The organism is Kitasatospora sp. GP30 (genome assembly GCF_029892145.1).
GTDB lineage: Bacteria > Actinomycetota > Actinomycetes > Streptomycetales > Streptomycetaceae > Kitasatospora > Kitasatospora acidiphila.
Map to the genome: position 1 here is coordinate 140,147 of NZ_JARZAH010000009.1, position 25,097 is coordinate 165,243.

22 protein-coding genes are annotated in these 25,097 nt (G+C 74.3%); 13 read left to right on the forward strand and 9 right to left on the reverse strand.

Annotation, left to right across the window (positions count from 1 at the left end; genetic code table 11):
• Positions 1–113: 113 nt before the first annotated feature.
• From P3T35_RS16540 to P3T35_RS16550, 3 genes are all read right to left on the reverse strand, one after another.
• Complete coding sequence (locus P3T35_RS16540; protein WP_101381773.1) at positions 114–533, reverse strand: PIN domain nuclease; 420 nt, start codon at positions 531–533, stop codon at positions 114–116.
• Positions 530–730 (reverse strand): type II toxin-antitoxin system VapB family antitoxin, encoded by a 201-nt coding sequence (locus tag P3T35_RS16545; protein ID WP_101381772.1) that lies wholly within the window; start codon positions 728–730, stop codon positions 530–532. Before P3T35_RS16545 ends, P3T35_RS16540 begins: the two co-directional genes overlap by 4 nt.
• A gap of 169 nt (positions 731–899) precedes the next feature.
• The gene (locus tag P3T35_RS16550; RefSeq protein ID WP_101381771.1) at positions 900–2,360 is read right to left on the reverse strand and encodes an NCS2 family permease; all 1,461 of its coding nucleotides are present in this window, start codon (positions 2,358–2,360) and stop codon (positions 900–902) included.
• A gap of 125 nt (positions 2,361–2,485) precedes the next feature.
• On the opposite strand from P3T35_RS16550, the gene P3T35_RS16555 reads away from it, so the two are divergent.
• Both P3T35_RS16555 and P3T35_RS16560 read left to right on the forward strand, forming a co-directional pair.
• Positions 2,486–2,740 carry a DUF2530 domain-containing protein gene (locus tag P3T35_RS16555; RefSeq protein ID WP_101381770.1) on the forward strand — a complete coding sequence of 85 codons (255 nt, stop codon included), beginning with the start codon at positions 2,486–2,488 and terminating at the stop codon, positions 2,738–2,740.
• A gap of 138 nt (positions 2,741–2,878) precedes the next feature.
• Positions 2,879–5,356 carry an HAD-IC family P-type ATPase gene (locus P3T35_RS16560; protein WP_101381769.1) on the forward strand — a complete coding sequence of 826 codons (2,478 nt, stop codon included), beginning with the start codon at positions 2,879–2,881 and terminating at the stop codon, positions 5,354–5,356.
• On the opposite strand, the gene P3T35_RS16565 is transcribed toward P3T35_RS16560, so the two are convergent.
• From P3T35_RS16565 to P3T35_RS16575, 3 genes are all read right to left on the reverse strand, one after another.
• Complete coding sequence (locus P3T35_RS16565) at positions 5,343–5,909, reverse strand: NAD(P)H-dependent oxidoreductase (protein WP_101385200.1); 567 nt, start codon at positions 5,907–5,909, stop codon at positions 5,343–5,345. The two genes, P3T35_RS16560 and P3T35_RS16565, sit on opposite strands and share 14 nt — an antisense overlap.
• 109 nt (positions 5,910–6,018) lie before the next feature.
• On the reverse strand, positions 6,019–9,366 hold the full coding sequence (locus P3T35_RS16570) for a molecular chaperone Hsp90 (RefSeq protein WP_101381768.1): 3,348 nt from the start codon (positions 9,364–9,366) through the stop codon (positions 6,019–6,021).
• Positions 9,367–9,486: 120 nt separating this feature from the next.
• On the reverse strand, positions 9,487–10,368 hold the full coding sequence (locus P3T35_RS16575) for a DUF3027 domain-containing protein (RefSeq protein WP_101381767.1): 882 nt from the start codon (positions 10,366–10,368) through the stop codon (positions 9,487–9,489).
• A 730-nt stretch (positions 10,369–11,098) separates the two neighbouring features.
• Here P3T35_RS16575 and P3T35_RS16580 point away from each other — a divergent pair.
• The 4 genes from P3T35_RS16580 to P3T35_RS16595 are packed head-to-tail and all read left to right on the forward strand — an operon-like array spanning position 11,099 to position 14,555.
• A complete protein-coding gene (locus P3T35_RS16580; protein ID WP_280706552.1) occupies positions 11,099–12,412 on the forward strand; it encodes an MFS transporter in 1,314 nt (437 codons plus the stop codon).
• Between the two features lie 26 nt (positions 12,413–12,438).
• Positions 12,439–13,008: a hypothetical protein gene (locus P3T35_RS16585; RefSeq protein ID WP_101381766.1), complete on the forward strand. Its 570-nt coding sequence runs from the start codon at positions 12,439–12,441 to the stop codon at positions 13,006–13,008.
• A gap of 35 nt (positions 13,009–13,043) precedes the next feature.
• The gene (locus P3T35_RS16590; RefSeq protein WP_280706475.1) at positions 13,044–13,688 is read left to right on the forward strand and encodes a futalosine hydrolase; all 645 of its coding nucleotides are present in this window, start codon (positions 13,044–13,046) and stop codon (positions 13,686–13,688) included.
• 18 nt (positions 13,689–13,706) lie between these two features.
• A complete protein-coding gene (locus tag P3T35_RS16595) occupies positions 13,707–14,555 on the forward strand; it encodes a 1,4-dihydroxy-6-naphthoate synthase (RefSeq protein ID WP_101381765.1) in 849 nt (282 codons plus the stop codon).
• A gap of 34 nt (positions 14,556–14,589) precedes the next feature.
• On the opposite strand, the gene P3T35_RS16600 is transcribed toward P3T35_RS16595, so the two are convergent.
• A complete protein-coding gene (locus tag P3T35_RS16600) occupies positions 14,590–14,973 on the reverse strand; it encodes a cold-shock protein (RefSeq protein ID WP_101381764.1) in 384 nt (127 codons plus the stop codon).
• A 451-nt stretch (positions 14,974–15,424) separates the two neighbouring features.
• On the opposite strand from P3T35_RS16600, the gene P3T35_RS16605 reads away from it, so the two are divergent.
• Positions 15,425–15,742 (forward strand): hypothetical protein, encoded by a 318-nt coding sequence (locus tag P3T35_RS16605; RefSeq protein WP_348533416.1) that lies wholly within the window; start codon positions 15,425–15,427, stop codon positions 15,740–15,742.
• Here the strand turns inward: P3T35_RS16605 and P3T35_RS16610 are convergent.
• On the reverse strand, positions 15,709–16,338 hold the full coding sequence (locus tag P3T35_RS16610) for an HAD family hydrolase (RefSeq protein ID WP_101381763.1): 630 nt from the start codon (positions 16,336–16,338) through the stop codon (positions 15,709–15,711). The two genes, P3T35_RS16605 and P3T35_RS16610, sit on opposite strands and share 34 nt — an antisense overlap.
• A gap of 61 nt (positions 16,339–16,399) precedes the next feature.
• Between P3T35_RS16610 and P3T35_RS16615 the strand changes: the two genes are divergently transcribed.
• Positions 16,400–17,359, forward strand: coding sequence for an ABC transporter substrate-binding protein (locus P3T35_RS16615; protein WP_101381762.1), 960 nt, complete (start codon positions 16,400–16,402; stop codon positions 17,357–17,359).
• 47 nt (positions 17,360–17,406) lie between these two features.
• Positions 17,407–18,291 carry a methyltransferase domain-containing protein gene (locus P3T35_RS16620; RefSeq protein ID WP_101381761.1) on the forward strand — a complete coding sequence of 295 codons (885 nt, stop codon included), beginning with the start codon at positions 17,407–17,409 and terminating at the stop codon, positions 18,289–18,291.
• Positions 18,292–18,412: 121 nt separating this feature from the next.
• On the opposite strand, the gene P3T35_RS16625 is transcribed toward P3T35_RS16620, so the two are convergent.
• Positions 18,413–19,228, reverse strand: coding sequence for a hypothetical protein (locus P3T35_RS16625; protein ID WP_101381760.1), 816 nt, complete (start codon positions 19,226–19,228; stop codon positions 18,413–18,415).
• A 187-nt stretch (positions 19,229–19,415) separates the two neighbouring features.
• On the opposite strand from P3T35_RS16625, the gene P3T35_RS16630 reads away from it, so the two are divergent.
• The 4 genes from P3T35_RS16630 (at position 19,416) to P3T35_RS16645 (ending at position 25,071) form a co-directional block, all read left to right on the forward strand.
• Positions 19,416–21,908 (forward strand): helicase-associated domain-containing protein, encoded by a 2,493-nt coding sequence (locus tag P3T35_RS16630; protein WP_101381759.1) that lies wholly within the window; start codon positions 19,416–19,418, stop codon positions 21,906–21,908.
• Positions 21,909–21,918: 10 nt separating this feature from the next.
• The gene (pgeF, locus tag P3T35_RS16635; RefSeq protein WP_101385196.1) at positions 21,919–22,647 is read left to right on the forward strand and encodes a peptidoglycan editing factor PgeF; all 729 of its coding nucleotides are present in this window, start codon (positions 21,919–21,921) and stop codon (positions 22,645–22,647) included.
• Positions 22,648–22,741: 94 nt separating this feature from the next.
• A complete protein-coding gene (locus P3T35_RS16640; protein ID WP_101381758.1) occupies positions 22,742–23,341 on the forward strand; it encodes an antibiotic biosynthesis monooxygenase in 600 nt (199 codons plus the stop codon).
• 95 nt (positions 23,342–23,436) lie between these two features.
• Complete coding sequence (locus P3T35_RS16645; RefSeq protein WP_101381757.1) at positions 23,437–25,071, forward strand: DNA repair helicase XPB; 1,635 nt, start codon at positions 23,437–23,439, stop codon at positions 25,069–25,071.
• Positions 25,072–25,097: the final 26 nt, after the last annotated feature.

Genomic DNA, 25,097 nt, shown 5'->3' on the forward strand with positions numbered 1-25,097 from the left:
ACCGGGCTCGACCGCCTTGCAGAGGCCGCTACTTGGCCAGCCCCAGCGCAGGCATCATGTAGTAGAACGCGAAGACCGCCGCCACCGCGTAGAGCGCCACCCGCTCGGCGACCTCAGTCAGCCGTCCCCGCCGGGACGACCCAGCGCATGGGCTGGCCGGTGATCGCCGCAATCATGTCGTAGTCGCCGTCGTAGTGCAGCACGGTGACCGCATGCCGCTCCGCCGTGGCCGCGATGAGCATGTCGGCCATCGACAGGGCACGGTGGTTGCCCCGGAACAGGGCCTGATGCCGGATGAACTTGGCGCGGTCCCACACCTCGTCCGTGCACGGCAGATAGTCGAATCCCGTCAGCAGGTGCTGAAGGCGGTCCGCTTCGGCAGCCGTCCGGGCGCTGTGCAGGACCTCCATCTCGACCGCCGCACTGACCGCGAGGAGAGCCCGCTGTGAAAGGTCGTCGAGGACCGGCCGCACAGAGGGTTTGCCCCACCGTGCGAGAGCCGACTTGTCGATCAGGAAGCGCTCTCGGCTCACGCCACAGCCTTGCCGCCGGATTCGCCGAGCAGGTCGAACTCCCCGCTGGCAATCGCGTCCGCCAGCTCTATCCGGCGGGCCAGCTTGACGGCCTCCAGCAGGGCGGCATTGACCGTCGCAACCTTGGTGGTCGTGCCGAAGAGGCGCTGCGCCTCTTCGAGGAGGTCGTCGTCGAGGTCGACAACGGTGCGCGTCATGCTCACTCCAAAGGAGTTGGCTCCACAGGATTGGCCCGGGCTCCATGATATCGCCAAGGCCATGGAAGAGATATCGAACGGCCTGTACCGGTCATCCGGAAGGCCCGCAACGCGAAGCGCCGCCCCGGCGGCAGGCTCCGGGGCGGCGCTTCGCAGGTGCGGCGGGCGGCTACTTGGCCAGCCCCAGCGCCGGCATCATGTAGTAGAACGCGAAGACCGCCGCCACCGCGTAGAGCGCCACCGGCACGCTGCGCCCGCGCCCGACGGCCAGCCGCAGCACGCAGAAGACGATGAAGCCCATGCCGATGCCGTTGGTGATGCTGTAGGTGAACGGCATCAGCACCATGGTCAGGAACGCCGGGATGGCGATGGTGTAGTCGGACCAGTCGATGTCGCGGATCGAGTTGGCCAGGATCAGGAAGCCGACGGTGACCAGGGCCGGGGTGGCGGCCTGGGCCGGGACCATGGTGGCCAGCGGGGTGAGGAAGAGCGCGAGCATGAAGAGCGCGCCGGTCACCAGGCTGGCGAAGCCGGTGCGCGCCCCCTCGCCGACGCCCGCGGTGGACTCCACGAAGCAGGTGTTGGCGGAGGAGGAGGTGGCGCCGCCGGCGGCGGTGGCGATGCCGTCCACCATCAGGACCCGGTTGATGCCGGGCAGGTCGCCGTTCTTGTCCAGCAGGTGCGCCTCGTCGGCGACGCCCAGGATGGTGCCCATCGCGTCGAAGAAGGCGCTCATCAGCACGGTGAAGACGAACAGGATGCCGGTGAGCGCACCGACGTGCTGGAAGCCGCCGAACAGGCTGACCTTGCCGACCAGGCCGAAGTCGGGGGTGGCGACCGGGTTGCCGGGCCACTTGGGCACCGTCAGGCCCCAGGAGTCGGCGGGCAGGTCGGCCGCCTTCTGGATCACCACGGCGACCACGGTCATCGTCGCGATGGAGATCAGGATCGCCCCGGGCACCTTGCGGACCACCAGCACCAGGGTGAGCAGCAGGCCGAGCACGAAGACCAGCACCGGCCAGCCGTGCAGGTGGCCGCCGATGCCCAGCTCCAGCGGGACGGTGGTGTGGGCCGCGTCCGGGATCCGGCTGACGAAGCCGGAGTCGACGCAGCCGACCAGCGCGATGAACAGGCCGATGCCGATCGCGATGGCCTTGCGCAGGCCGAGCGGCACGGCGTTCATCACCCGTTCCCGCAGACCGGTGGCGACCAGCAGCATGATGCAGAAGCCGGCCAGCATCACCATGCCCATGGCGTCGGGCCAGGTCATCTTGGGCGCCAGCTGGAGCGCCACGATGGTGTTGACGCCCAGACCGGCGGCCAGTCCGATCGGCACGTTGCCGATCACGCCCATCAGCAGCGTGGTCAGCCCGGCGGTCAGCGCGGTCGCGGTGACCAGCTGCGGGAAGCTCAGCGTGTGCTTGTTGATGTCCACGGCGTTGGACAGGATGATCGGGTTCAGCACCAGGATGTAGGCCATGGTGAAGAAGGTCGCGACGCCACCGCGGATCTCCCGGGGCAGGCTGGAGCCGCGCGCGGAGATCTTGAAGTAGCGGTCGATGGCACCGGTGGGGGAAGCGGGTGCCGGGGGCTCGGGCGACTCCACGGTCGGCTGGGCCACGGAAGGCATGCGTCGTCCTCAAATGGGGGTGGAGGAAGTCTTCAGTATGGGTCGGCCGGTCGTGCACGCGCCATCTTCGCGCGTAGATACGCGCGCCTCCATGACGGTGCGCGCGGACACGTACGCTACGTCCCATGCCGAAGAGCCCGATCCACCCCGCGCCGCCGCCCCTGGAAGCCAATGACGTCGCGATCGTCGGCGGCGGCACGGTGCTCTGGTTCCTGGGCTTCCTGGTGCTGCTGCCGTTCCAGGACACGCTGAGCCGGCAGGGGCACGGCAACTGGCCGTGGATCTGCCTGTCCGGCGGGCTGCTCGGACTGATCGGGCTCTGGTACTGCCGGGCCCGGCGGGACGCGATCCGGCGCGCCCAGGCGGCCGGCTCCGAGTAGCGGCACCCCACCGTCCACCGGGCGCCCGCCCGGCTCGCCCGACTCATCCACCCGGCTGACCCGCCCCCTCCTTCCGGCCGCTCGACACCGGCCTATAGGAGGACGCACCGGACATTTGCCGCACGTAGAGTCGGTGCCATGACGCACCCCTCGGAGCAGCGCGACCCCGGCGCCCGCGCCGGCGGCCCGGCCGCCACCCGCCAGCGCGGGCTGAGCACTGCCGAGGTCGCCGAGCGGGTGGCCCGCGGCCAGGTCAACGATGTGCCGGCGCGGTCCAGCCGGTCCGTGCGGGAGATCGTCCAGGCCAATGTCTTCACCCGGTTCAACGCGATCATCGGGGTGCTGTTCGCCATCATCCTGGTGGTCGGGCCGATCCAGGACGGGCTGTTCGGCCTGGTGATCGTGGCCAACACGGCGATCGGGATCATCCAGGAGATCCGCGCCAAGCGCACCCTGGACAGCCTGGCGCTGATCGGCGAGGCCCGCCCGGCGGTGCGCCGGGACGGGCAGGCGATACAGATCCCGGTCTCCCAGATCGTGCTGGACGAGACCGTGCTGCTCGCCATCGGCGACAAGGTGGTGGTCGACGGCGAGGTCATCGAGGAGGACGGCCTGGAGGTCGACGAGTCGCTGCTCACCGGCGAGCCCGATCCGGTGCTCAAGCAGCCGGGCGACCAGGTGATGTCCGGCAGCTTCGTGGTGGCCGGCGCCGGCGCCTTCACCGCCACCAAGGTCGGCCGTGAGGCCTACGCAGCCCAGCTGGCCGAGCAGGCCAGCCGGTTCACCCTGGTCAAGTCCGAGCTGCGCAGCGGCATCGACACCATCCTGCGGTACGTCACCTATCTGCTGATCCCCACCGCGATCGGCCTGGTGATCAGCCAGTGGGCGGTGCGGGGCAACGACTGGCGGGAGGCGGTCCGGCGGACCGTGGCGGGCATCGTGCCGATGGTGCCGGAGGGGCTGGTGCTGCTCACCTCGGTGGCCTTCGCGATCGGCGTGATCCGGCTCGGCCGCAGGCAGTGCCTGGTGCAGGAGCTGCCCGCGATCGAGGGCCTGGCCCGGGTGGACACGGTCTGCCTGGACAAGACCGGCACCCTCACCGAGGGCGGCATGGACGTGCGGGAGCTGCGGCCACTGGCGCCCGAACTGGCCGACGAGGCGACGCTGCGTCAGGCGCTGGGCGTGCTGGCGAGCGCGGACGCCCGGCCCAACGCCAGCATGCAGGCGGTGATCGACGCCTTCGGCGAGGGCGGGCCGGAGCGGGAGCGCTGGCTGCTGCTGGAGGCGATGCCGTTCTCCTCCGCCCGCAAGTGGAGCGGGGCGCAGCTGCTGGAGCCGGGCGGCGGCGAGGGCAGCTGGCTGCTCGGCGCACCGGACGTGCTGCTGCCGGAGGGCCATCCGGCGCTGGAGCAGGTGGACGAGCTGGGTGCGCACGGCCTGCGGGTGCTGCTGCTGGGCCGCTCCCCCGTGCCGCTGGACGCTCCCCCAGCCTCCGGCCGGGGGGACCACCATGACCCGGCCAAGGACCTGCAGCCGCTGGCCCTGGTGGTGCTGGAGCAGCGGGTGCGGGCGGACGCGGCCGACACCCTGCGGTACTTCGAACAGCAGCGGGTCGTGGCCAAGGTGATCTCCGGAGACAGCGCCGTCTCGGTCGGCGCGGTGGCGGCGAGCCTGGCGCTGCCGGGGGCCGAGCACCCGGTGGACGCCCGCACGCTGCCCGCCGACCCGCCGGCGCTGGCCGACACCGCCGAGCGCACCACCGTCTTCGGCCGGGTGACCCCGCAGCAGAAGCGCCGGCTGGTCGGCGCCCTGCAGTCGCGCGGCCACACCGTGGCGATGACCGGTGACGGCGTCAACGACGTGCTGGCCCTCAAGGACGCGGACATCGGCGTGGCGATGGGCTCGGGCAGCGACGCCACCCGGGCGGTGGCGCAGATCGTGCTGCTCGACGACCGGTTCGCCACGCTGCCGATGGTGGTGGCCGAGGGGCGCCGGGTGATCGGCAACATCGAGCGGGTGGCCGGGCTCTTCCTGGTGAAGACGGTCTACGCGGTGCTGCTGGCGCTGCTGGTGGTCTTCACCCAGCTGCCGTATCCGTTCCTGCCCCGGCACTCCACCCTGCTCAGCAGCCTGACCATCGGCATCCCGGCGTTCTTCCTGGCGCTGGCACCCAACCAGGAGCGGGCCCGGCCGGGCTTCGTCCGCCGGGTGCTGCGGCTGGCGGTGCCCTGCGGGCTGATCGCCGGGACGGCCACCTTCACCTCCTACGCCCTGGCCCGCGCCAACCATGCCACCGACCTCAAGGCCGACACCAGTGTGGCCACCCTGACGCTCTTCCTGGTCGCCCTATGGGTGCTGGCGATCGTGGCCCGGCCGTACACCTGGTGGCGGTTGCTACTGATCGCCGCCATGGCCGGGGCCTTCGCCCTGGTGCTGCTGATCCCCTGGCTGTCGGACTTCTTCCAGCTGAAGCTGGCCGGCTACCGCGACCCCTGGACGGGGGTGGCGATCGCGCTGGTCGCCGGCCTGCTGCTGGAGGTGTCCTGGCGGTTCGTGCGGCGCGGGCTCCCCCCGGCGGCGGAGCAGCCGGCCGAGCCCCGGCCTATGCCGCGCTGAAGAAGGTCTTCGCCCGCGTCATCGCGCCCTCGTCCTCGACGACTCGGCCCGGCTGGTTGGCGTAGCCGAGCAGCGCGCCGCCCCAGTGCATCTTCAGGTACTCGCCGCTCATGCGCAGGGTGGTCACCAGCGCGTCCGAGGCGGCCGGGTCCTCGGTGGAGCTGGCGCTGACCGTCCAGAGCGTCTTGCCGGCCATCCGGGCCCGGAAGTCGTAGCCAGGCACCCGCATCCAGCCCGCCCAGTAGTCCAGGTAGAGCTTGGCATCGGCGGAGACGCTGTACCAGTAGAGCGGGGAGGCGATCACCAGGTCGGTGGCGGCGAGGGTGGCCTCCAACAGGGTCCGCTCGTGGCCCTCGGGCCGCGGGTAGATCCCCTCGCCGTCGTGCCGCCGGTCGGCGAACGGCGCGAGCGGCAGCTCGCCGAGGTGCAGCCAGCGCTGCTCGGTGCCGGCAGGCAGCTGTTCGGCTGCCCGCCGGGCCAGGAGTTCGGTGTTGCCGTCGTGCCGGCTGCTCGCCAGCAGGAAGAGGAAGCTGCGCCCAGGGTTGTCGATCATGACCGACACCCTAGGCACGCCCCCGAAACGCTGTCACTCCCGTTCGGGTCAACTTTCGACCCGTTCGGTTCACCCCTCCGGGATCTGCGCCACCCCTCGGGGATCTGCGTCACCCCTCGAAGTCGCGGGCCGCCGAGAGCTCATAGGCGCGGTCCGGCTCGGTGAGCGCGGCCAGCACCTCGAAGCGGCGATGCCACTGCCCCACCGACCAGGCCAGACCGGCCGCCAGGCCCTCGGGGGTGGCGGCGTGCAGCAGGCCGGGCACCGGCGGCACCTCGAACTCGCCGTCCTGCTCCGCCTCGGGGTCCTCCGGGTCGTACGGCAGCTCCGGGCTGGGCGCCGCCGCGTCCCAGCGCCAGTCGACGGCCGCCTCCGAGCCGTCCGGGCCGACCACCAGCAGCTCCTCGTGCTCCTCGTAGGCCGCCGGGCAGCCGGGCAGCAACTCCCGGACGAACGGCGACACCCGGTGCAGGGTGCCCTCCGAGAGCACCCGGCCGCCGGCGATCTCGCTGGCCAGCGAGACGTGCAGCCGCTCGGCCAGCACCGGCGCCAGCGCGGGCGCCACCGGCACCAGGGGGTACGGGTGGAGCAGCGCCACCAGGTCGGGGGCGTCGGCCACCACCGCCTCGGTGGCGTCCACCACCACGGTGTGCGCCGGGCGGCGCCCGGTCTCCGGATCCAGCGGCGGCAGCGCCCGCACCACCTCCAACGGCTCCGCATCGAAGGCCTCGACGCGACCCAACGACGAGTAGATGCCGTGCAGTTGGCGATGCGTCACCTCACCGTCCGGGTCGGTGAGCCGGTCGAGCAGCTCCTCCGAGCCGTGTGGCTCGGCGAGCAGCGACGCCAGCGTGGTGCGCACTCCGAGGGCGTGCAGGAACTCCGGGTCCAGCGTGGTGCGGGCCTCGTCGTAGAGGCCGCGGAGCAGCCAGTCGGCTCCGGCCGCGCGCAGCCCGGCCGGCTCCCGCCCGTCCAGCACCGGGTGGTCGCGCAGCCACCAGGCGGTGTACGGCGGCAGGTCGGCGTACCGCCCGTCCGGCAGCAGCGCCCGCACCGGCGCCACCACCGCGTCCCGGTAGGGCGGCCGGGCCAGCAGGGCCAGCGCCTCGGGCCAGGCCTGATCGTCCACCAGGTCCAGGTCCCGCACCACCAGCAACTCCCCGGCCACCGGCGGCACCCCCAGCTCGGCCTGGTCCTCGTGCAGCGCCTCGACCACCTCCTCGCACCAGTCGGCGAGCCCGTCCGGCGCCTCGTCCAGCAGCCCGGTCGGCCGGCCGCCCACGGCGCGGTCGGCGGGCGCGGTCGGGTCGAGCCGCTCCAGGTCGTCCGGGTCGAGCACCGCGTCCTCGGCGCGGACCAGCACGAAGTCGGCGAGCACCCCGACCGCCGCCAGCACCTCGGGGCCCCAGCGGTCCAGCAGGTCCTCGTCCACGAACGGGGCGTCGTCGGGCCGGGCCAGCTGGGCGAACGGGCTGTCCGGCAGCAGGAGTTCACCGGCCCGGGCGAGCTCGCCCTCGTCGTCCGGCAGCGCCAGCCGGGCCAGCCAGGGGTGCTCGCCGGGCTGGGTGCCGGCCGCCTTGACCAGGCCGAGCACCGCGTCCGCCAGGTCCACGGCGCCGTCGAAGTCCTCCTCGCCGACGTCCAGCGAACGGACCACGGCGGCCCGCAGCTCGGGGGTGGCCAGGATCCCGGCGGGGGTGGCGGTGGTGGCGCCCAGCTTGGCCAGCAGCGGGTGCGCCGCCTCCGGGTGGGCCAGCCGCAGGTCGAACAGCTCCAGCGCCTCGGCCAGCGACTGCGGATAGTCGGGGAAGCCGGCCCAGTCGGCGTCGTCCGAGGGCAGCAGCACCCGGCGCGGCCCGGTCAGCATCCTCCCGGTGGCCAGCGGCACCGGCAGCGCGCCCAGCGCCTCCGGGTCGGCGCCGGCCAGCGCCCCGTACAGGCTGCGCCACCAGGCCGGTTCCCGCTCCAGGCCGCCGAGTTGGTCGACGACCTCGGCCAGCGGCACCCGGCGCACCTGGAGCGCGCGCAGCTCCGGGCGGCGCTCCAGGCCGGCCGGCAGCAGGCCGGGGAAGATCGGCGCCAGCGCCTCGACCACCGAGCGGTCGGCGCCCTCCAGCAGGGTGGCGTCAACGGGGCGCAACGCCGGGGCGCCCTCGTCGACGGCGTCCGGGTCGACGGCGGCCGGGTGCGGCAGGAACGGGGTCCGCGGCAGCCGGGCCAGCACGCCGGTGCGCAGCGCGTTGTCCAGCGCGCCCTGGCCGAGCGGGCCCGGCACCAGGGAGAGCGAGCCGAGGTCGGCGCCGCGGGCCCGGAGCAGCTCGGCGTAGGCGTCGGCGGCCCGCTCGGTGAGGAAGTCGGTCAGCGGGCCGGGGGCGACGTGCCGGCGGGTGGAGTCCAGCGGGTAGGAGGCGATCAGCAGCGCGGGGATGCCCAGCGGCTCCTCGCTCGGGGTGGGCGCGTGCAGCACCGGCGTGACCGGGACCGGCTCGGGGGTGCCGTCGGCGGCGACCGGGACGGCCCAGGTGACGGTCCAGTACGGGCGGGACCGCTCCTCCACCGGACGGTCCGCCAGCAGCTCCGGGTCGAGCGCGCCGGTGGCGGTGACGGTCTGCCAGCGGGACTCCTCGCCCCCCTGCTCGATCCCGCCGGCCTCGCCGGTCCGGTCGGTGATGACGACCTCGGACAGCCCGCTCTCGGAGCGCTCGGCGGCGGCCCGGGTGAGGGTGCGCACGGTGCCGTCCGGGGTCTCCACCACCACCTCGCCGAGGCCCGGCAGGGTGAGCAGCAGCGCGTCGTCGATGCCGTCCAGCAGGGTGCGGGCGAGATCCTCGGCCGCACCGTCGCGCAGCGGCAGCAGCACCACCGTGTCATAGCCGACCGGCGGCTCGCCCGAGGCCGCGAACGGTAGCCGCAGCAACGGGAGATGGCCTTCGCGGCGGCGCAACTCCTCGGCCAGCTCGGGCTGTTGGGCGGCCTGACCGGCAATCAGCTCGCGGGCCTCGGCGAGCGACCAGCGCACGCCGCCGGCCTGGCCGACGATGGCCGGCTCGTCGCTGACGGCGACCACGGCGGCGAAGCCGACACCGAACCGACCCACCGTCATGGTGGCGTCGGAGCGCTTGGAGGAGGCCCGCAGGGTGGCCAGCGACTCGATGGCGACGGCGTCCAGCGGGGCACCGGTGTTGGCGGCGGCCAGCACCCCGTCGCGCAGCGCCAGCCGCAGCCGGCCGGGGCCGCGGCCGGCCCGGGCGGCGGCGTCGGCGGCGTTCTGCGCCAACTCGATGATCAGGCGGTCCCGGTAGCCGCCGAGGGCCAGCTCCTCCTCGGCGTTGGCGTCCTCCCGGAACCGGGCCGGGGAGGCCGTCCAGGCGTCCAGCACCCGACGCCGCAACTCGGCCGTACCGAACCGGTCGCCGATCTGCTCGTCACTGCCGCCACCGATGATGCGAGGCTCCACTGGACCCGCCGCCTTCCCCGTCTGTCACACCGGACACTGCTACGGGGGGCATTGTCTCGCGTTTCACCGACAGACTGCGCCCGGGCCCATCGGCGTGGACCCGGGCGGATCGGGCGCCGATCAGGAGTGGCCGAGCTCCTCGGCCGGAGCGTCGGGCTCGACCGAGCCGCCGGCCCGGTCGGGGTGCAGGTGCAGCGGCTCGACGACGGTCTCGTCCAGGATCAGCTCGGCCGGCACCGGCGGAGCCGGCAGCACCGCGGCCTCGGAGTGGCCGCCGCAGCCGTAGGCGAGCGAGACGATCTGGCCGTCGGCCGGGCCGAACTCGTTTCCGCAGATGCCGAACGCCTGGCCCAGCGAGCCGCCGATCGGGATCAGGAAGCCGCAGCTGGTGCAGGTGGCCGGGGCCGACTGGGCCATCGGGGTCTGCGGGCCGTGGGTCTTCTCCCAGCGGTCCGCGGCCAGGTGCAGGCCGAGCCGGGAGAGCACCCGGGGGCGGCTCATGCCGAGCTCGTCGGCGACCGCGCCGATCTCGGCGCGGGCCGGAGCCGGCTGCACGTGCGGGTCGCTCACCACGAGGTCGTCCTCGCGGTCGAAGAGCTCGGCGCCGGCGGCGCCCGGCTCGTCCTCGCCGGTCCAGCCGGGCTCCAGGCGCAGGTCGTCGGCGTCGGTCGGCAGCAGGTCGCCGGGGCCCATGTCGCCCGGGCGCAGCCGCTCGCTCCACGGCACCCACTCGGGGGCCAGCACCGCGTCCGGGCCGGGCAGCATCACGACCTCGTCGAGGGTGACCACCTTGGCGCGCGGCGCGCGGGCCACGGTCACCGCCCAGTGCCAGCCGCGGTAGGCCGGGTCCAGGCATTCGAAGGTGTGGGTGACCACCCGCTCGGCCTCGGCGCGAGCCACCAGGTGCTCGCCGACGGCCTCGGCGCCGACCGACTCGACCGCTGCCTGCCTGGCGAGCTCGACGGCCTCGGCACAGAGCCGGTCTGGGGTACGGCTTCGCATCGCAGCACTCACGGCGTCGGTTCTCTCCAGTCTTCTTACCTGCAGCCTAGTCGCCCGGTCACTCGCCCGGGCCGTTCCGAACCGTCCGGGGCCACCGGGTCGGTCACGGTCACCGGCCGGTCAGAACCAGCTCACCGCCCTATTCTGCGTGACCCGGAGCCCTGCGGGGACCGGCCGCGCCGCCGTCGGCTCCGGCCGAGGCGGACGCGCACGCTCCGGCGCAGCGGCACGCGGACAGCAGGCTACCCGTCAAGAAGGTCTCGGCGACAGCCCGGCGAGCCGGGACCGGCGAGCGCCGCGCCGACCGGGCCGCGCCGCGCGGGGCCAATGCCCCGCACCTGTCCGGTTTGTCAGGCAGGATGGCGGTGTGACGGACGAGAACCCGTCGCAGCGCGCCCGGTCCGCGGCCGGGTCGAGCGGTGCGGACCCTGAGGATCCGCGGCTGGCCGACCGAACGGCGGCTCAGGCGGGCGGTGTGCCGGGGCGGCAGTCGGCGGTCCCCGCCGCGGAGGACGGTCCGCGGTCGGCGGCCGACGCGGGGCTGCGCGAAGCAGCCGCAGGGCCTTCCGAGGAGCTGACAGGGCCGTCGGAGCCTTTCGAGTCGTCGGAGCCCAAAGAACCCGCGGAACCCAAGGAACCCGAGGGGCCCGAAACGGCTCCCGTGGACACCACGCCACGGCGCAATCTGCTGCTCCGCGGCGCCTCCGCGGCCGGGATCGGCACCGGCAGAGTGGTGCAGGGCACCGGGCGCCGGATCCGCAGGGCCACCTCGGCCCAGGGCGCCGGGGAGTCCGGCCTGTCGAGCCTGATCGAGCTGCACGCGCTGAACTCCTTCGGCGACATGCTGATCACCATCGCACTGGCCTCCACCATCTTCTTCTCGGTGCCCACCGACCAGGCCCGCGGCCGGGTGGCGCTCTACCTGCTGGTCACCATGGCGCCGTTCGCGGTGCTGGCCCCCGTGATCGGCCCGCTGCTCGACCGGGTGCCGCACGGCCGGCGGGCCGCGATGGCGACGTCGATGCTGGTCCGGGCCATCCTGGCGTGGTCCATGGCCGGCGCGGTGGTGAGCGGCAGCCTGGCGCTCTATCCGGCGGCGCTGGGCTGCCTGGTCGCGTCCAAGGCGTACGGCGTGGTGCGCAGCGTGGTGGTGCCGAGGCTGAAGCCGGCCGGGGTGACGCTGGTCAAGGCCAACTCCCGGGTGACCCTGGCCGGGCTGCTGGCCACCGGGCTGGCCGCCGGGGTGGGCGGGCTGCTGCATCTGATCGGCCCCGGCTGGCCGCTGCGGGGCGCCTTCGTGGTCTTCCTGATCGGCGTCCTGATGGCCTTCCACCTGCCGCACCAGGTGGACTCGGCCAAGGGCGAGCAGCGCGCGGTGCTGCACGCCGAGCCCGACCCGGCGGCCACCGACGAGCAGCCGCAGCCGGCGGCCGACCGGCCCACGGGCCGCCTGCGCACGGTCGGCCCCGCGGTGGTCCTCGGGCTGCGCGCGGTGGCCGCGCTGCGCTGGCTGGCCGGCTTCCTCACCCTCTTCCTGGCCTTCCTGCTGCGGGTCGCCCCCGTCGGCGGGCTGACGCCGACGCAGTCGCTGGGCCTGCTGGCGGTGGCGGCCGGCGGCGGCAACGCGCTCGGCTCGGTGTTCGGCTCCTGGCTGCGCACCCGCGGCTCGGAGGCGATCATCACCACGATGCTGGCGCTGGCCACCGCCGCCGCGGTGGCCAGCACGCTCTGGTACGGCCTGGGGACGGTGATGCTGGTGGCCGCGGTGGCGGGCATCGCCGCCTCGCTGGCCAAGCTGGCGCTGGACTCGCTGATCCAGCGGGACGTGCCGGAGGCGGTCCGCACCTCGACCTTCGCCCGTTCGGAGACCCTGATGCAGCTGTGCTGGGTGGTCGGTGGCACGGTCGGGATCCTGCTGCCGCTGGACGGCACGCTGGGGCTTTCGGTGGCCGCCGGGGTGCTCGCGGTGGCACTGGTGTGGACGGTGGTGAGCCTGATCCGGCTGGGGGCACGCCGCGGCGCACCGCACCCCCGCGTCGCGTGAGTGGCGGAGTTGGATAGCCTTCGTCCATGAGCCTCGACACCCGTGTCATCGCCGCCCTCGGCGCCGTGGTCGTGATCGGCGCCGGCACGCTCGGCGGGTCCATCGCGTACGCCTCCGGCCAGACCGAGCCGCTGTCCACCCAGGCGACCGTCACCATCGGCCGCGACTCCACCCGCTTCGAGCCGTCCTGCTACAACGGTGGCAAGCCGTTCGACGACGCCACCAACACGGCCTGCGCGGCGCTCTCCAACGACCCGACCAAGTTCAAGTCGCTGAGCATCACGAGCGTCGACCGGATCGGCGTCGGCATCGACGTGGACAGCGCCAAGAACGGCTGGAGCGCCTACACCAACGGCGGCGGCCAGGGCAACGTCGCGCTCGCGCGCTACCAGAAGGACAACACCTTCTCGGGGCTGGTCCCGGCGACCAACGTGCTGACCCAGGTGCGGGACACCAGCCTGACCATCGTCGAGTACGACCCCAAGACCGCGAACTCGGGCAAGCCGAACTACATCGCCGTCTGGTTCGTCAACCTGGAGAACAACGCGGCCCCGGTCGGCTCCGCGCAGCCGCAGGACGCCCCGCAGGGCCAGTGACCCTGCCGCACCCCGCTGACGGGCAGCCGACCCCCGTGCCTTCGAGCCGGGGTCGGCTGCTCGTCGTCGTCGCGGTGGACGCCGAGGCCGAGGCGGTGCTGCGCGGCGCGCCCGCCGGCCGGGTGACCGTGGTGACCGCCGGGGTCGGCCCGGCCGCCGCCGCCGCGACCACCGCCTTCGCACTGGCCGCCGAGCCGCACCCGCTGGTGGTCTCGGCCGGCATCGCGGGCGGTTTCGCGCCCGCCGCGCCGATCGGCGCCACCGTGGTCGCGGACCGGATCGTCGCGGCCGACCTGGGCGCGCAGACCCCGGACGGCTTCCAGGACGTGGCCGCCCTCGGTTTCGGCACCGTCGCGCACATCCCGCCGCCGACCGCCGTCGCGCGGGTCGCGCAAGCGCTCGGCGCCGCCGCCGGGCCGGTGCTCACCGTGTCGACCGTCACCGGCAGCGCCGAGCGGGCCGCCGAGCTGACCCGCCGCCACCCGGGCGCGGTGGCCGAGGCGATGGAGGGCTTCGGGGTGGCCGAGGCCGCCGCCCGGCGCGGTGTGCCGGCCCTGGAGCTGCGCACCGTCTCCAACGCCGTCGGCCCCCGGGACCGGGCCGCCTGGCGGATCGGCGAGGCGCTGGGCGCCCTGGAACGGGCCTTCGCGCGCCTGCCCTACGACTCCCTGCTCACCTGACGTTCGAGGAGGCCCGACATGGCTGAGCCGCTGCGGATCGCGTACTCGCCCTGCCCCAACGACACCTTCGTGTTCCACGCCTGGACGCACGGCCTGCTGCCCGGCGCCGAGGCGCCCGAGGTGCTGTTCGCCGACATCGACGTGACCAACGGCCTGGCCGAGCGCGGCGGGCTGGACCTGCTCAAGGTCAGCTACGCGGCGCTGCCCTGGCTGCTGGACGAGTACGCGCTGCTGCCCTGCGGCGGCGCGCTGGGGCGCGGCTGCGGGCCGCTGGTGCTCACGCGCCCGGAGACGGCCGGCGACCTGACCGGCAAGACCGTGGCGGTGCCCAGCGAGCGGTCCACCGCCTACCTGCTGTTCCGGCTGTGGGCCGCCGAGGCGGTACCGGGCGGGCTGGGCGAGATCGTGGTGCTGCCGTTCCACGAGATCATGCCGGCGGTGCGGGACGGCCGGGTGGATGCCGGGCTGGTGATCCACGAGGCGCGGTTCACGTACCAGAACTACGGGCTGGTCAAGCTGGCCGACATGGGCGAGGCCTGGGAGGCGGCGACCGGGCTGCCGATCCCGCTGGGTGCGATCATCGCCAAGCGCTCGCTGGGCGCGGCCCGGCTGCGCGAGCTGGCCGCCGCGATCTCCGCCTCGGTGCGGGCCGCCTGGGACGATCCGGCGGCCTCCCGGGAGTACGTCATGGCGCACGCCCAGGAGATGGACCCCGAGGTGGCGGACCAGCACATCGGGCTCTATGTGAACGAGTTCACCGCCGAGCTGGGCGAGGACGGCTACGCGGCGGTGCGCGGACTGCTCGACCGGGCGGCGGCGCAGGGCCTGGTGCCGGCGGTGGCGCCGGACGCGCTGGCCTTCCCGTAGGAGGCCGGCGCGCCCGGCACGGCGCTGCCGGCCGTCAGATGTCGAACTGGTCGGCGACCGCGCGCAGCGCCTGGGCCAGCTTCTGGCCGGTCGCCTTGGCCGGGTAGCGGCCGTGCTGCAGGCCCGGCAGGACGGCGTCCAGCATGGTGATCAGGTCCTGCACGATCGGTGCCATGTCGTCGGCGCTGCGGCGCTGGGCCGCGGCCACCGAAGGCAGTGCGTCGAGCAAGGTGACCCCCATCGCCTGCTCGCCACGGTGCCCCGCGACCACGCCGAACTCCACCCGCTGCCCCGGCTTGAGGCTGCTCACTCCGGCGGGCAGCGCCTTGCTGTGGACGAAGACGTCCTCACCGTCGTCCCGCGACAGGAAGCCGAAACCCTTCGTCTCGTTGAACCATTTGACCTGGCCGGTGGGCATCTCGAATGTCCTCGTGTGTGTGAAGGCGCCTAGGCGTCGTCGTCAGGGGCCTTGGGGGAAAGTGGGGGCGGACCGGATCGGCCGCGTGGGCGGCGGGACCGGTGCGCGGCAGGCCGTCAGCGCTTGGGCGGACGAGCAGTCGGGGGTTTCACTCGCACACGGCCCAGGGTTTCCGCTGGAGTCTGCCGTGGCGGGCCGGCCAGGGCACGGCACGGCCGGGCGACAGCCGTTCGGCGGTCGTCATGGCACACCCCCTGACTGGAATGCGGGATCGGGTTGACCCCGTGCGACACCTGCATACCCCCGTCACAGGGAGTTCGAAACTCCCTGTCCCCGGCGAACCGCAGCCAGTGACGGCGTGAGCATCCGCGCAGGTGACGGGCGGTCAGTTTAGTCGTTCGTAAACCCGACGGCAGGGAGATTTCCGGAGCGCATGGGAGACTGGGGCGTCGTGCGCACATCGGCGGAGGTGGTGCGCACATCGGCCGAGAAGGAGTCAGCGGTGCGGGAGTCCGGCGAGCGCCTGGTCAAGGTCGGAGCGGTGGTCTTCATCGTGGGGGCAATGGCCACGGTGGTGACCTTCATTCCGCTGTTCTTCCACCTCACCCCGCTGCCCACCCCCGCCTACTTCGCCAGCATGCTGATGCCGCTGGGCTTCCTGCTGGCACTGGTCGGCCTGTTCGGCTCGGCCCGGGCGCAGCGGCGCCGGGCCGACGCCGCCGAGCAGGCTGCCGCTCAGTCCACCGGCGCGGGCGCGGCCGCGCGGTAGCCGGCCAGCCAGGCGGGGAACTCGGTCAGGTCGGCCAGCACCACGTCGGCGCCGGCCTCGGCCAGCTGCTCGGCGCCGTACGGGCCGGTGGCCACCCCGACCGCCAGCGCGCCGCCGGCGCGGGCTCCGACGATGTCGCCCAGGTGGTCGCCGACGTAGACCTGGGCGCCCAGCTCGCGCAGCGCCGCGCCCTTGGTCTCCGCCCACAGGTCGCCGACCAGCGCGTCGTGTTCGATGCCGGCGTGCTCCAGGTGCAGCTTGGCGTTCGGCTCGTACTTGCCGGTGATCACCGCGACCCGGCCGCCCGCCCCGCGCACCGCCTGGACCGCCGCCAGCGCGCCGGGCAGCGGCACGGTGGACTCGAAGGCGTGCTCCCGGTAGAGCTCGCGGTAGCGGTCGACCGCCGCCTCGACCTGCTCGGCCGGGAACCAGTGGGCCAGCTCCACGGCGAGCGGCGGGCCGAGCCGGGTGACCACCAGATCGGCGTCGATGAAGACGCCGGTCTCGGCCGAGAGCACCCGGTGGGTGGCGGCGATCCCGGGCCGGGTGTCCAGCAGGGTCATGTCGAGGTCGAAACCGACGGTGAACGCAGACATGCCCCAACCCTAAGCGGGCGTGCCACCGGATTTCGGTGGACGAACCGGACATACTGCCCTGATGCACCGTCACCTCTCCCGCCGCGGCCTGCTCGGGGCGGCCCTGGCGCCGCTGCTCGGCGGCTGCGACCGGTCGCCCGGCGGCCGGGCCCCGCTGCCGGAGATCCCGGCGCCGCAGCCCAGCACCACGGTGACCGCCGCCACCGGCCTCGTCGCGGTTCCCGGCGAACCGCTGCGGGTGGTGGTGCTGGACACCGCCGAGCTGGACTCCGCGATGACCCTGGGGATCACGCCGGCGGGCGCCTGCCGGGTCGCGGCCGACCCCGACCCCGGCGGCTACTGGGACGCGGGCCGGCTGGCGAAGACGGCCGCCGTCGGCATCGTGGGCGACCCGGACCTGGACCGGATCCGCGAGCTGCGCCCGCAGCTGATCCTGGGCAACCAGACCCGGGACGGCGCCCGCTACGACGCGCTGCGCGCCATCGCCCCCACCGTGCTCACCGCCACCACCGGCTACCCGTGGCGGGAGAACTTCCTGCTGCACGCCCGGGCGCTGGGCCGCCAGAGCGCGGCGGACGCGGTGGTCGCCGCGAACCGCACCCAGCTCGCCCAGACCGGGCGGGCGATCGGCGGCGCCGGCGCGGGCGGGCGGCGGATCAGCGTGGTCCGGTTCGTCGAGGACGGCCGGATCCGGCTCTACGGCCGGCAGAACTTCCTCGGCACCCTGCTCGCCGACCTGCCGCTCGACCGGCCGGACGCACAGAACGTCGACCGGTTCGACGTCGAGGTCGCCCCGGACCAGCTCGCCGGGGCCGACGGCGACCTCCTGATCTACGCGACGCACGGCGCCCGCGGCGCCGCCCAGGCCGCCGCGGTGCTCGCCTCCCCCGCCTGGCAGGCGCTCGGCGCGGTCAAGGCGCACCGGGTGTTCCGGGTCGACGACCGGCTCTGGTTCGAGGGGATCGGCTACACCGGCGCGAACCTGGTGCTCGGTCAGCTGCAGACGATGCTGGGCGCCTGACGCCCGACCCTTGTGACGAACGCCACAGCGGGACCACCATTGGCCATATGACGGACACTCAGTTCCGAGGCGAGTCACCCACCGATCCGGCAGTCGCGGCGCACCGCCGCAAGCAGGCCCTGGCCCACGGCTTCTCGCTCGCCGCCGAGGAGTACGACGCGGCCAACGGCGGCTTCTTCAATCCGATCGGCGCCCGGCTGGCGCGGCTGGCCGGGCTGCGCGCCGGCGACCGGGTGCTGGACGTCGGGTGCGGGCGGGGCGCGGTGCTGTTCGCCGCGCTCGGCGAGGTCGGGCCGGACGGTTACGTGGTCGGTGTCGACCTGGCCGACGGCATGGTGCGGGCGACCGCCGCGCAGGCCGCCGGGCGGGGGCTGCGCAACGTCCGGGTCCGGGTGGACGACGCGGAGGCGCTGGGCTTCCCGGACCGCTCCTTCGAGGCGGCGCTCTCCTCGTTCGCGGTGATCTTCACGCCGGACCCGGTGGCGGCGCTGAGCTCGCTGCACCGGGTGCTGGTGCCGGGCGGGCGGTTCGGCTTCACCGCGTTCGGCGCGGACGAACCGGGATGGGAGCGGCCCGGCGCGGCCCTCAACGCGTTCCTGCCGCCGCGCATGGCCCGGCTGCGGCAGAGCAGGGCGGCCCGCTACAACGCGCTGGGCCGCAGCCCCGAGGAGGCGGCCGACCTGCTGCACCGGGCCGGCTTCACGGACGTCCGCAGCCACGAGCACCCGGCGGTGACCCACTACCCGAGCGCCGACGCCTGGTGGCAGGCCCAGCGGGCCGGCGGCTGGCGGGCGGCCCTGGAGGCGATCCCGGCCGCGCGCCTGGACGAGGCCCGCCAGGCCGTACTGACCGAGCTGTCCCGCCTGGCCGCCCCCGACGGCGGCCTACGACGGCGAACGGCGGTGCGCTACACGACGGCACTGCGCGAATAGGCGCCGCCGCGGGGACGCTCGCCGCTGCGGGGACGAGAACCACGACGGGGGCGGGCGCCACGACGGGGGTGGGCGCCACGACGGGGGTGGGCGCCCCGGCGGGGGCGGGCACCCCGGGGCGTTATGCCTTGCGCCGCCGCATGGTGATCGCCGTGACGAACAGCGCGGTGCCCACTGCGGCGATCCGCAGTACGGCGGGGGCCGCCAGCATCGCCGCGTGCGTCATCGGCGAGCCCGAGGCCAGCGGCGTGCCCCAGCTTCCCTGGGTGCGGCCCCAGTACCAGAGCGTCGAGGTGCTCATGGTGATCAGCGGGATGCCGAAGACCGCGAACTTCTTGGTGAAGTCCCGCAGCGCCTTGGACAGGTAGACCAGCCCCCAGCCGATCAGCAGCACCAGGAACAACCCGGTCACCGCCCCGCCGACCAGCACCGCGGCGGCCAGCAGCAGCAACGGCGACGGGCGGCGTCCGGCCAGGAGGGGGCGCTCCGGGGGGACGGCGGCCCCCGGGTCCGGGTCGGCACCGTCCTCGGCCGCGGCCGGCTCGGCGGCGGCGCCGGTCCGCTGACCCGGGATCAGCTGCTTCGCACCCTCGGCGGTCCCGCCGGCGTCCTCGGGCTCGTCCTCGAAGGGGAAGTCGATGGTGACGGCGTCCCACCCCGGAAAGTCCGCAGCCGTGAACGCCCGGCCCGCGCCGGACGGCGGCGGGGCACTCGGCCGCTCGGGGATCGCCGGCCCCGACCCGCGCTGCCGCGCCGGCGCCTCGGGCCGGGCGACGTAGACGCCGTCGTCGGCCTGCTCCCCCGCAGCGCCGCCGAGCGGCTGCCCCGGAGCGTCCGGCTGCCACCACTCGCCGCCGGAGAGCCCCCCGGTCAACCCCGACGACCCCGCGCCCGAGGCCTCGCCAACGGGCCCGCCGCCCGACTGCTCACCCGCCATCGCCCGCCACCCCGTTCCACGCTCCAGGCCCCGCCGTCCGCTGACGCTACCGACTGAGCGCCGACCATGCGAGGCCTACCCGCCGTTTCGCCGCCCCCTCCTGCCGCCCGCTCACCCCGACCGTCGGATCCGGCCCGGCTCCGTGCTCCCGCCCCGCCACCCCGCACCGGCGACTACTCTGGATCGGATGACCACCGAGCCGAACGGACGACCGGGCCGGTCCCGCGCCCGCACCCTCGCCGACGAGCTGCGCGCCGGCACCGACCAGGAGCTCGCCACCCTGCTGCGGCTGCGCCCCGATCTGCTCAACCCGGTACCCACCGACCTGACCCAGCTGGTCGCCCGGCTCTCCAGCCGGGCCTCCGCGCTGCGCGCGCTGGAGCGCCTGGACGCCTTCACCCTGCAGGTCGCCGAGGCCCTGGCCGCCGCCCCGGACGGCACCCCCGGCACCGTGCTGCGCGATCTGCTGGCCGGCCCGGCCCGCGGTGTCAGGCCGCACCCGGGCGCCGAGCCGGTGGACCGCTCGGCGGTGCTCGCCGCGCTGCCCGGCGCGCTGGCCGCCCTGCGGGAGCGGGCCCTGGTCTGGGGCCCGGACAACGCCCTGCGCCTGGTGATCGCGGTGCGCGAGGCGCTCGCGCCGACCGCCACCGCACCGGGCGGCACCGGGCTCGGCCCGACCCTGTCCGAGGCCACCCTGGGGATGTCGCCGGCCCGCCTGCAGGAGCTGGTGCAGGGCGCCGGGCTGCCGGGCACCCCCGACCCGGTGACCGCCGTCGCGGCGCTCACCGAGTTGCTCACCGACCGCAGGCGGTGCGCCGCGCTGCTCGCCGAGGCCCCGCCGGCCGCCCTCGGGGTGCTGGAGAAGCTGGTCTGGGGCCCGCCCACCGGCACGGTGCCGGACGCGGCCCGGCCGGTCACCGCCGAGCAGGCCCGCAGTCCGATCGAATGGCTGCTGGCCCGCGGCCTGCTGCTGCCCTCCGGCCCCGGCACCGTGGTGCTCCCCCGCGAGCTGGCGCTGCATCTGCGCGGCGGGCGCAGCCACCGGCTGGTCGAGCCGGGACCGCCGCCGCTGCTGCCGGGCGCCGAGCGGGATCCACAGGCTGTGGACAACGCGGCGGCCGGGCAGGCCCACACCGCCGTGCAGACCGTCGAGGAGCTGCTGGAGGTGTGGGGCCTGCAGCCGCCGCCGGTGCTGCGGGCCGGCGGCCTGGGCGTGCGCGACCTCAAGCGCACCGCCGCCGCCCTGGACCGCACCGAGCCGGAGACCGCCTTCTGGCTGGAACTCGCCTACGGCGCCGGGCTGTTGGCCCCCGACGGCGAGGCCGGCGAGGTGTGGGCCCCCACCCCGGCGTACGACCAGTGGCTGCAGCAGTCGACCGCCGAGCGCTGGGCCGCGCTGGTCGGCGGTTGGCTGGCCGCCACCCGGGTGGCCGGGCTGGTCGGCAGCGTCGACGGCAAGGGCAAGGCCCGCCCGCCGCTCGGCCCCGAGCTGGACCGGGTGCTCGCCCCCACCACCCGCCGCGCCGTGCTCAGCCTGCTCGCCACCCTGCCGCCGGGCGGCGCGGCGGGCGCCGAGGCGCTGCTCCCCGTCCAGCGCTGGCACCGCCCGCTGCGCGGCGGCGCCACCGGCCCGGACGGGCGCGATCTGCGCACCCGGCTCACCGAGTTCACGCTGGCCGAGGCCGAACTGCTCGGCGTCACCGGCCGCGGCGCGCTCAGCTCCGCAGGGCGCGCCCTGCTGGCGGGCGACGACCCGGTGCCGGTGCTGACCCCGCTGCTGCCCGAGCCGCTGGACCAGGTGATCCTGCAGCCCGACCTGACCGCGATCGCCCCCGGGCCGCTGCTCACCCCGCTGGCCCAAGCGCTGGCGCTGTGCGCCGACATCGAGTCCAAGGGCGGCGCCACCGTCTACCGGTTCACTCCCGGCTCGGTGCGCCGCGCGCTGGACGCCGGCCGCACCGCCGCCGAACTGCACGGCTTCCTGGAGCGGCACTCCCGCACCGCGGTCCCGCAGCCGCTCGCCTATCTGATCGACGACGTGGCCCGCCGGCACGGCGTGCTCCGGGTCGGCGCCGCCTCGGCCTACCTGCGCTGCGACGACCCGGCGCTGCTGGGCGAGGTGCTGGTCGACCGCCGGGCCGCCGAGCTGCGGCTGCGGCTGCTCGCCCCGACCGTGCTGGCCGCCCAGGCGCCGCCCGACACCGTGCTCTCGGTGCTGCGCGCGATGGGCTACGCACCGGCCGCCGAGTCGGCCGAGGGCGACTTGGTGATCACCCGCCCGGATGCCCACCGCACCCCGCCGCGCACCCCGCCGGTGCCGGTCGCCGACGGGCCCACCGCCCCGGACGAGGTGCTGCTCGGCGCCGCCGTCAAGGCGATCCGGGCCGGCGACCACGCGGCCACCGCCCAGCGCCGGGAGACCGTGCCCGGCCCCGCCGCCGCCCGCCAACTCCCGCGCACCGCGGCCGCCGACACCCTGGCCGCGCTGCAGACCGCGGTGCTGCTCGGCGAGCGGATGTGGATCGGCTACATCAACGCCGAGGGCCTGGCCACCCAGCGGGTGATCGACCCGGTCAAGGTGGAGGGCGGCTTCGTCACGGCCTTCGACCACCACGCCGAGAAGATCCAGACGTTCGCGCTGCACCGGATCACCGGCGTCGCCGAACTGGCCGACGGCTAGGGTGCTGCGCATGATCGTCCAGGAGCTCGCCCCCGGAATCCGGTACGCCGTCACCGACCGCCACGGCGGGGTCAGCCAACCGCCGTTCGACAGCCGCAACCTCGGCGGCGCCACCGCCGACGACTTCCAGTACGTCCTGAGGAACCGCCGACTGACCGCCGAGAGGCTCCGTCTGGCCACCGACCGGGTGGTCTGGATGCGCCAGGTGCACAGCCCCGACGTGGCGCGGGTGGACCGCCCGTGGGGCGCCGACGCACCGCCCGTAGACGGCATCTGGACCACCGAGCCGGGCCTGGCGCTGGCCTCGCTCGGTGCCGACTGCGCCGCCGTGCTGCTCGCCGACCCGGTCGCCCGGGTGGTCGGCGCCGCCCACTCCGGCCGAGCCGGCACCCTGGCCGGTGTCGCCGTCAACCTGCTCACCGCGATGGCCGAGGCCGGCGCCGACCCGGCCCGGATGACCGCCCTGATCGGCCCCGCCGCCTGCGGCCACTGCTACGAGGTCCCGGCCGCGATGCGCGACGAGGCCGCCGCCGCCGTCCCCGAGACCTTCGCCACCACCCGCCAGGGCACCCCCGCCCTTGACCTCCCCGCCGGCATCACCGCGCAGCTCACCCGCGCCGGCCTCACCGACATCCGCCGCGACCCCCGCTGCACCATCGAGGACCCCGACCTCTTCTCCCACCGCCGCGCCAACCCCACCGGTCGCTTCGCCGCCTACGTCTGGCTCGCCGAGGCATGAAACCCGGGCCTACGGTCCGGTAGCACTTGTGCCCTGCCCGCCACCGGCGGAACGTCGTACCTAGGAAGACCCGCAAGCGACGACGGGAAGTGCCATGTACGTACGCACGACCTATGCCACCGGTGATCCCGCGAAGATCGAGCAGGCCCTCCAGAGGATCACCGCCGAGAGCCCGAAGATGCTGGCCGACCAACCGGGCTACCGGGGCTTCAGGCTGTCTGCCGACCGGGAGCTCGGGAAGCTCACCATGGGCAGCTGGTGGGAGACCGAGGAGGCCGAGCGGAACAGCGACGAGCAACTTCGGGAGCTCCGCGGCCAGTTGCTGGAGGGGCTCGCGGCCACCGTCACCACCGACGTGTGGGAGGTGGTGGCGGTCGCGCGGGCCCATGTGCCGGCCGGCAGCGGACTCCGGATCGGCCGGCTGGAGTTCGACCCGGCCAAGGTCGACCAGGCGATCCGGACGTTCAACCAGACGCTGCCGAAGTTCCAGGAGATCCCCGGGAACATCGGGTCGGCGGTGTTCGTCGACCGTGCCCGCGGCCGGGCCATGGTGGGCACCCTCTGGGCGGACCGGGTAGCGCTGGTGGGCTCACGCGGACCGCAAGCGGCCATCCGCGGCGAGGGCGTCCGGGCCGGCGGGTTCCGGTTGCTGAGCCTGGAGGAGTTCGAGGTGGTCTTCGCCGACAACCGGTAAGCCCCGAGCCCAACGTCCGACCGGGCACTCCGGGTTTCCACCGCGATGCGCCACACTGGAGGGTCTGCGCCTGACCGTATGGAGGACTGCTCAACGTGAACGACGGGCCACTGATCGTCCAGAGCGACAAGACCCTGCTCCTTGAAATCGACCACCCCAAGGCCGCCGACTGCCGGCGGGCGATCGCGCCGTTCGCGGAGCTGGAGCGGGCGCCCGAGCACGTGCACACGTACCGGGTGACGCCGCTGGGGCTGTGGAACGCGCGGGCCGCGGGGCATGACGCGGAGCAGGTGGTGGACGCGCTGGTGACGTACTCGCGGTACCCGGTGCCGCATGCGCTGCTGGTGGACGTGGCCGACACCATGGCGCGGTACGGGCGGCTGCAGCTGCTGAAGCACCCGGCGCACGGGCTGGTGCTGACCACCACCGACCGGCCGGTCCTCGAAGAGGTGCTCAAGTCCAGGAAGATCGCGCCGCTGGTCGGGGCCCGGGTGGAGCCGGACACCGTGGTGGTGCATCCCTCGGAGCGCGGGCAGATCAAGCAGGTGCTGCTCAAGCTGGGCTGGCCGGCCGAGGACCACGCGGGCTACGTGGACGGCGAGGCGCACCCGATCGAGCTGGAGCAGAACGGCTGGCAGCTGCGGCCGTACCAGCAGCAGGCGGTGGAGGGCTTCTGGCACGGCGGCAGCGGTGTGGTGGTGCTGCCCTGCGGCGCCGGCAAGACGCTGGTCGGCGCCGCCGCGATGGCCGAGGCCAAGTCGACCACGCTGATCCTGGTGACCAACACGGTGTCGGCCCGCCAGTGGAAGCACGAGCTGGTGAAGCGCACCTCGCTGACCGAGGAGGAGATCGGCGAGTACAGCGGCACCAGGAAGGAGATCCGCCCGGTCACCATCGCCACCTACCAGGTGATGACGACCAAGCGGAAGGGCGTCTACTCGCACCTGGAACTGTTCGACGCGCGCAACTGGGGCCTGGTGGTCTACGACGAGGTGCACCTGCTGCCCGCGCCGGTCTTCAAGTTCACCGCCGACCTGCAGGCCCGCCGCCGGCTCGGCCTGACCGCGACGCTGGTCCGCGAGGACGGCCGGGAAGGCGACGTGTTCAGCCTGATCGGTCCCAAGCGGTTCGACGCGCCGTGGAAGGAGATCGAGGCGCAGGGCTACATCGCGCCGGCCGACTGCTGCGAGGTGCGGGTCACCCTGAGCGACTCCGAGCGGCTGGCCTACGCCACCGCCGAGCCGGAGGAGCGCTACCGGTTCTGCTCGACCACCGCGACCAAGCGCCGGGTGGTCGAGGCGCTGGTCAAGAAGCACCAGGGCGACCAGACGCTGATCATCGGCCAGTACATCGACCAGCTGGACGAGCTGGGCGAGGTGCTGGAGGCGCCGGTGATCAAGGGCGAGACCAGCAACGCCCAGCGGGAGAAGCTGTTCGAGGCATTCCGCAGCAAGGAGATCAGCGTGCTGGTGGTCTCCAAGGTGGCGAACTTCTCGATCGACCTGCCGGAGGCGACGGTGGCGATCCAGGTCTCCGGCACCTTCGGTTCCCGCCAGGAGGAGGCGCAGCGGCTCGGCCGGGTGCTGCGTCCCAAGGCGGACGGCCATGCCGCGCACTTCTACTCGGTGGTGGCCCGGGACACCGTGGACCAGGACTTCGCCGCGCACCGGCAGCGCTTCCTGGCCGAGCAGGGGTACGCCTACCGGATCGTCGACGCCGACGACATCTAGCCGGCGCCATCCAGCAGAGCGTCGAC

What these genes read in the sequence shown, in the direction of transcription:
- P3T35_RS16545 (WP_101381772.1), bottom strand. Translation starts at nt 730, where the DNA reads ATGACGCGCACCGTTGTCGACCTCGACGACGACCTCCTCGAAGAGGCG.
- P3T35_RS16550 (WP_101381771.1), bottom strand. Translation starts at nt 2,360, where the DNA reads ATGCCTTCCGTGGCCCAGCCGACCGTGGAGTCGCCCGAGCCCCCGGCA.
- P3T35_RS16555 (WP_101381770.1), top strand. Translation starts at nt 2,486, where the DNA reads ATGCCGAAGAGCCCGATCCACCCCGCGCCGCCGCCCCTGGAAGCCAAT.
- P3T35_RS16560 (WP_101381769.1), top strand. Translation starts at nt 2,879, where the DNA reads ATGACGCACCCCTCGGAGCAGCGCGACCCCGGCGCCCGCGCCGGCGGC.
- P3T35_RS16565 (WP_101385200.1), bottom strand. Translation starts at nt 5,909, where the DNA reads ATGATCGACAACCCTGGGCGCAGCTTCCTCTTCCTGCTGGCGAGCAGC.
- P3T35_RS16575 (WP_101381767.1), bottom strand. Translation starts at nt 10,368, where the DNA reads ATGCGAAGCCGTACCCCAGACCGGCTCTGTGCCGAGGCCGTCGAGCTC.
- P3T35_RS16585 (WP_101381766.1), top strand. Translation starts at nt 12,439, where the DNA reads ATGAGCCTCGACACCCGTGTCATCGCCGCCCTCGGCGCCGTGGTCGTG.
- P3T35_RS16595 (WP_101381765.1), top strand. Translation starts at nt 13,707, where the DNA reads ATGGCTGAGCCGCTGCGGATCGCGTACTCGCCCTGCCCCAACGACACC.
- P3T35_RS16600 (WP_101381764.1), bottom strand. Translation starts at nt 14,973, where the DNA reads ATGCCCACCGGCCAGGTCAAATGGTTCAACGAGACGAAGGGTTTCGGC.
- P3T35_RS16610 (WP_101381763.1), bottom strand. Translation starts at nt 16,338, where the DNA reads ATGTCTGCGTTCACCGTCGGTTTCGACCTCGACATGACCCTGCTGGAC.
- P3T35_RS16615 (WP_101381762.1), top strand. Translation starts at nt 16,400, where the DNA reads ATGCACCGTCACCTCTCCCGCCGCGGCCTGCTCGGGGCGGCCCTGGCG.
- P3T35_RS16620 (WP_101381761.1), top strand. Translation starts at nt 17,407, where the DNA reads ATGACGGACACTCAGTTCCGAGGCGAGTCACCCACCGATCCGGCAGTC.
- P3T35_RS16625 (WP_101381760.1), bottom strand. Translation starts at nt 19,228, where the DNA reads ATGGCGGGTGAGCAGTCGGGCGGCGGGCCCGTTGGCGAGGCCTCGGGC.
- P3T35_RS16630 (WP_101381759.1), top strand. Translation starts at nt 19,416, where the DNA reads ATGACCACCGAGCCGAACGGACGACCGGGCCGGTCCCGCGCCCGCACC.
- pgeF (WP_101385196.1), top strand. Translation starts at nt 21,919, where the DNA reads ATGATCGTCCAGGAGCTCGCCCCCGGAATCCGGTACGCCGTCACCGAC.
- P3T35_RS16640 (WP_101381758.1), top strand. Translation starts at nt 22,742, where the DNA reads ATGTACGTACGCACGACCTATGCCACCGGTGATCCCGCGAAGATCGAG.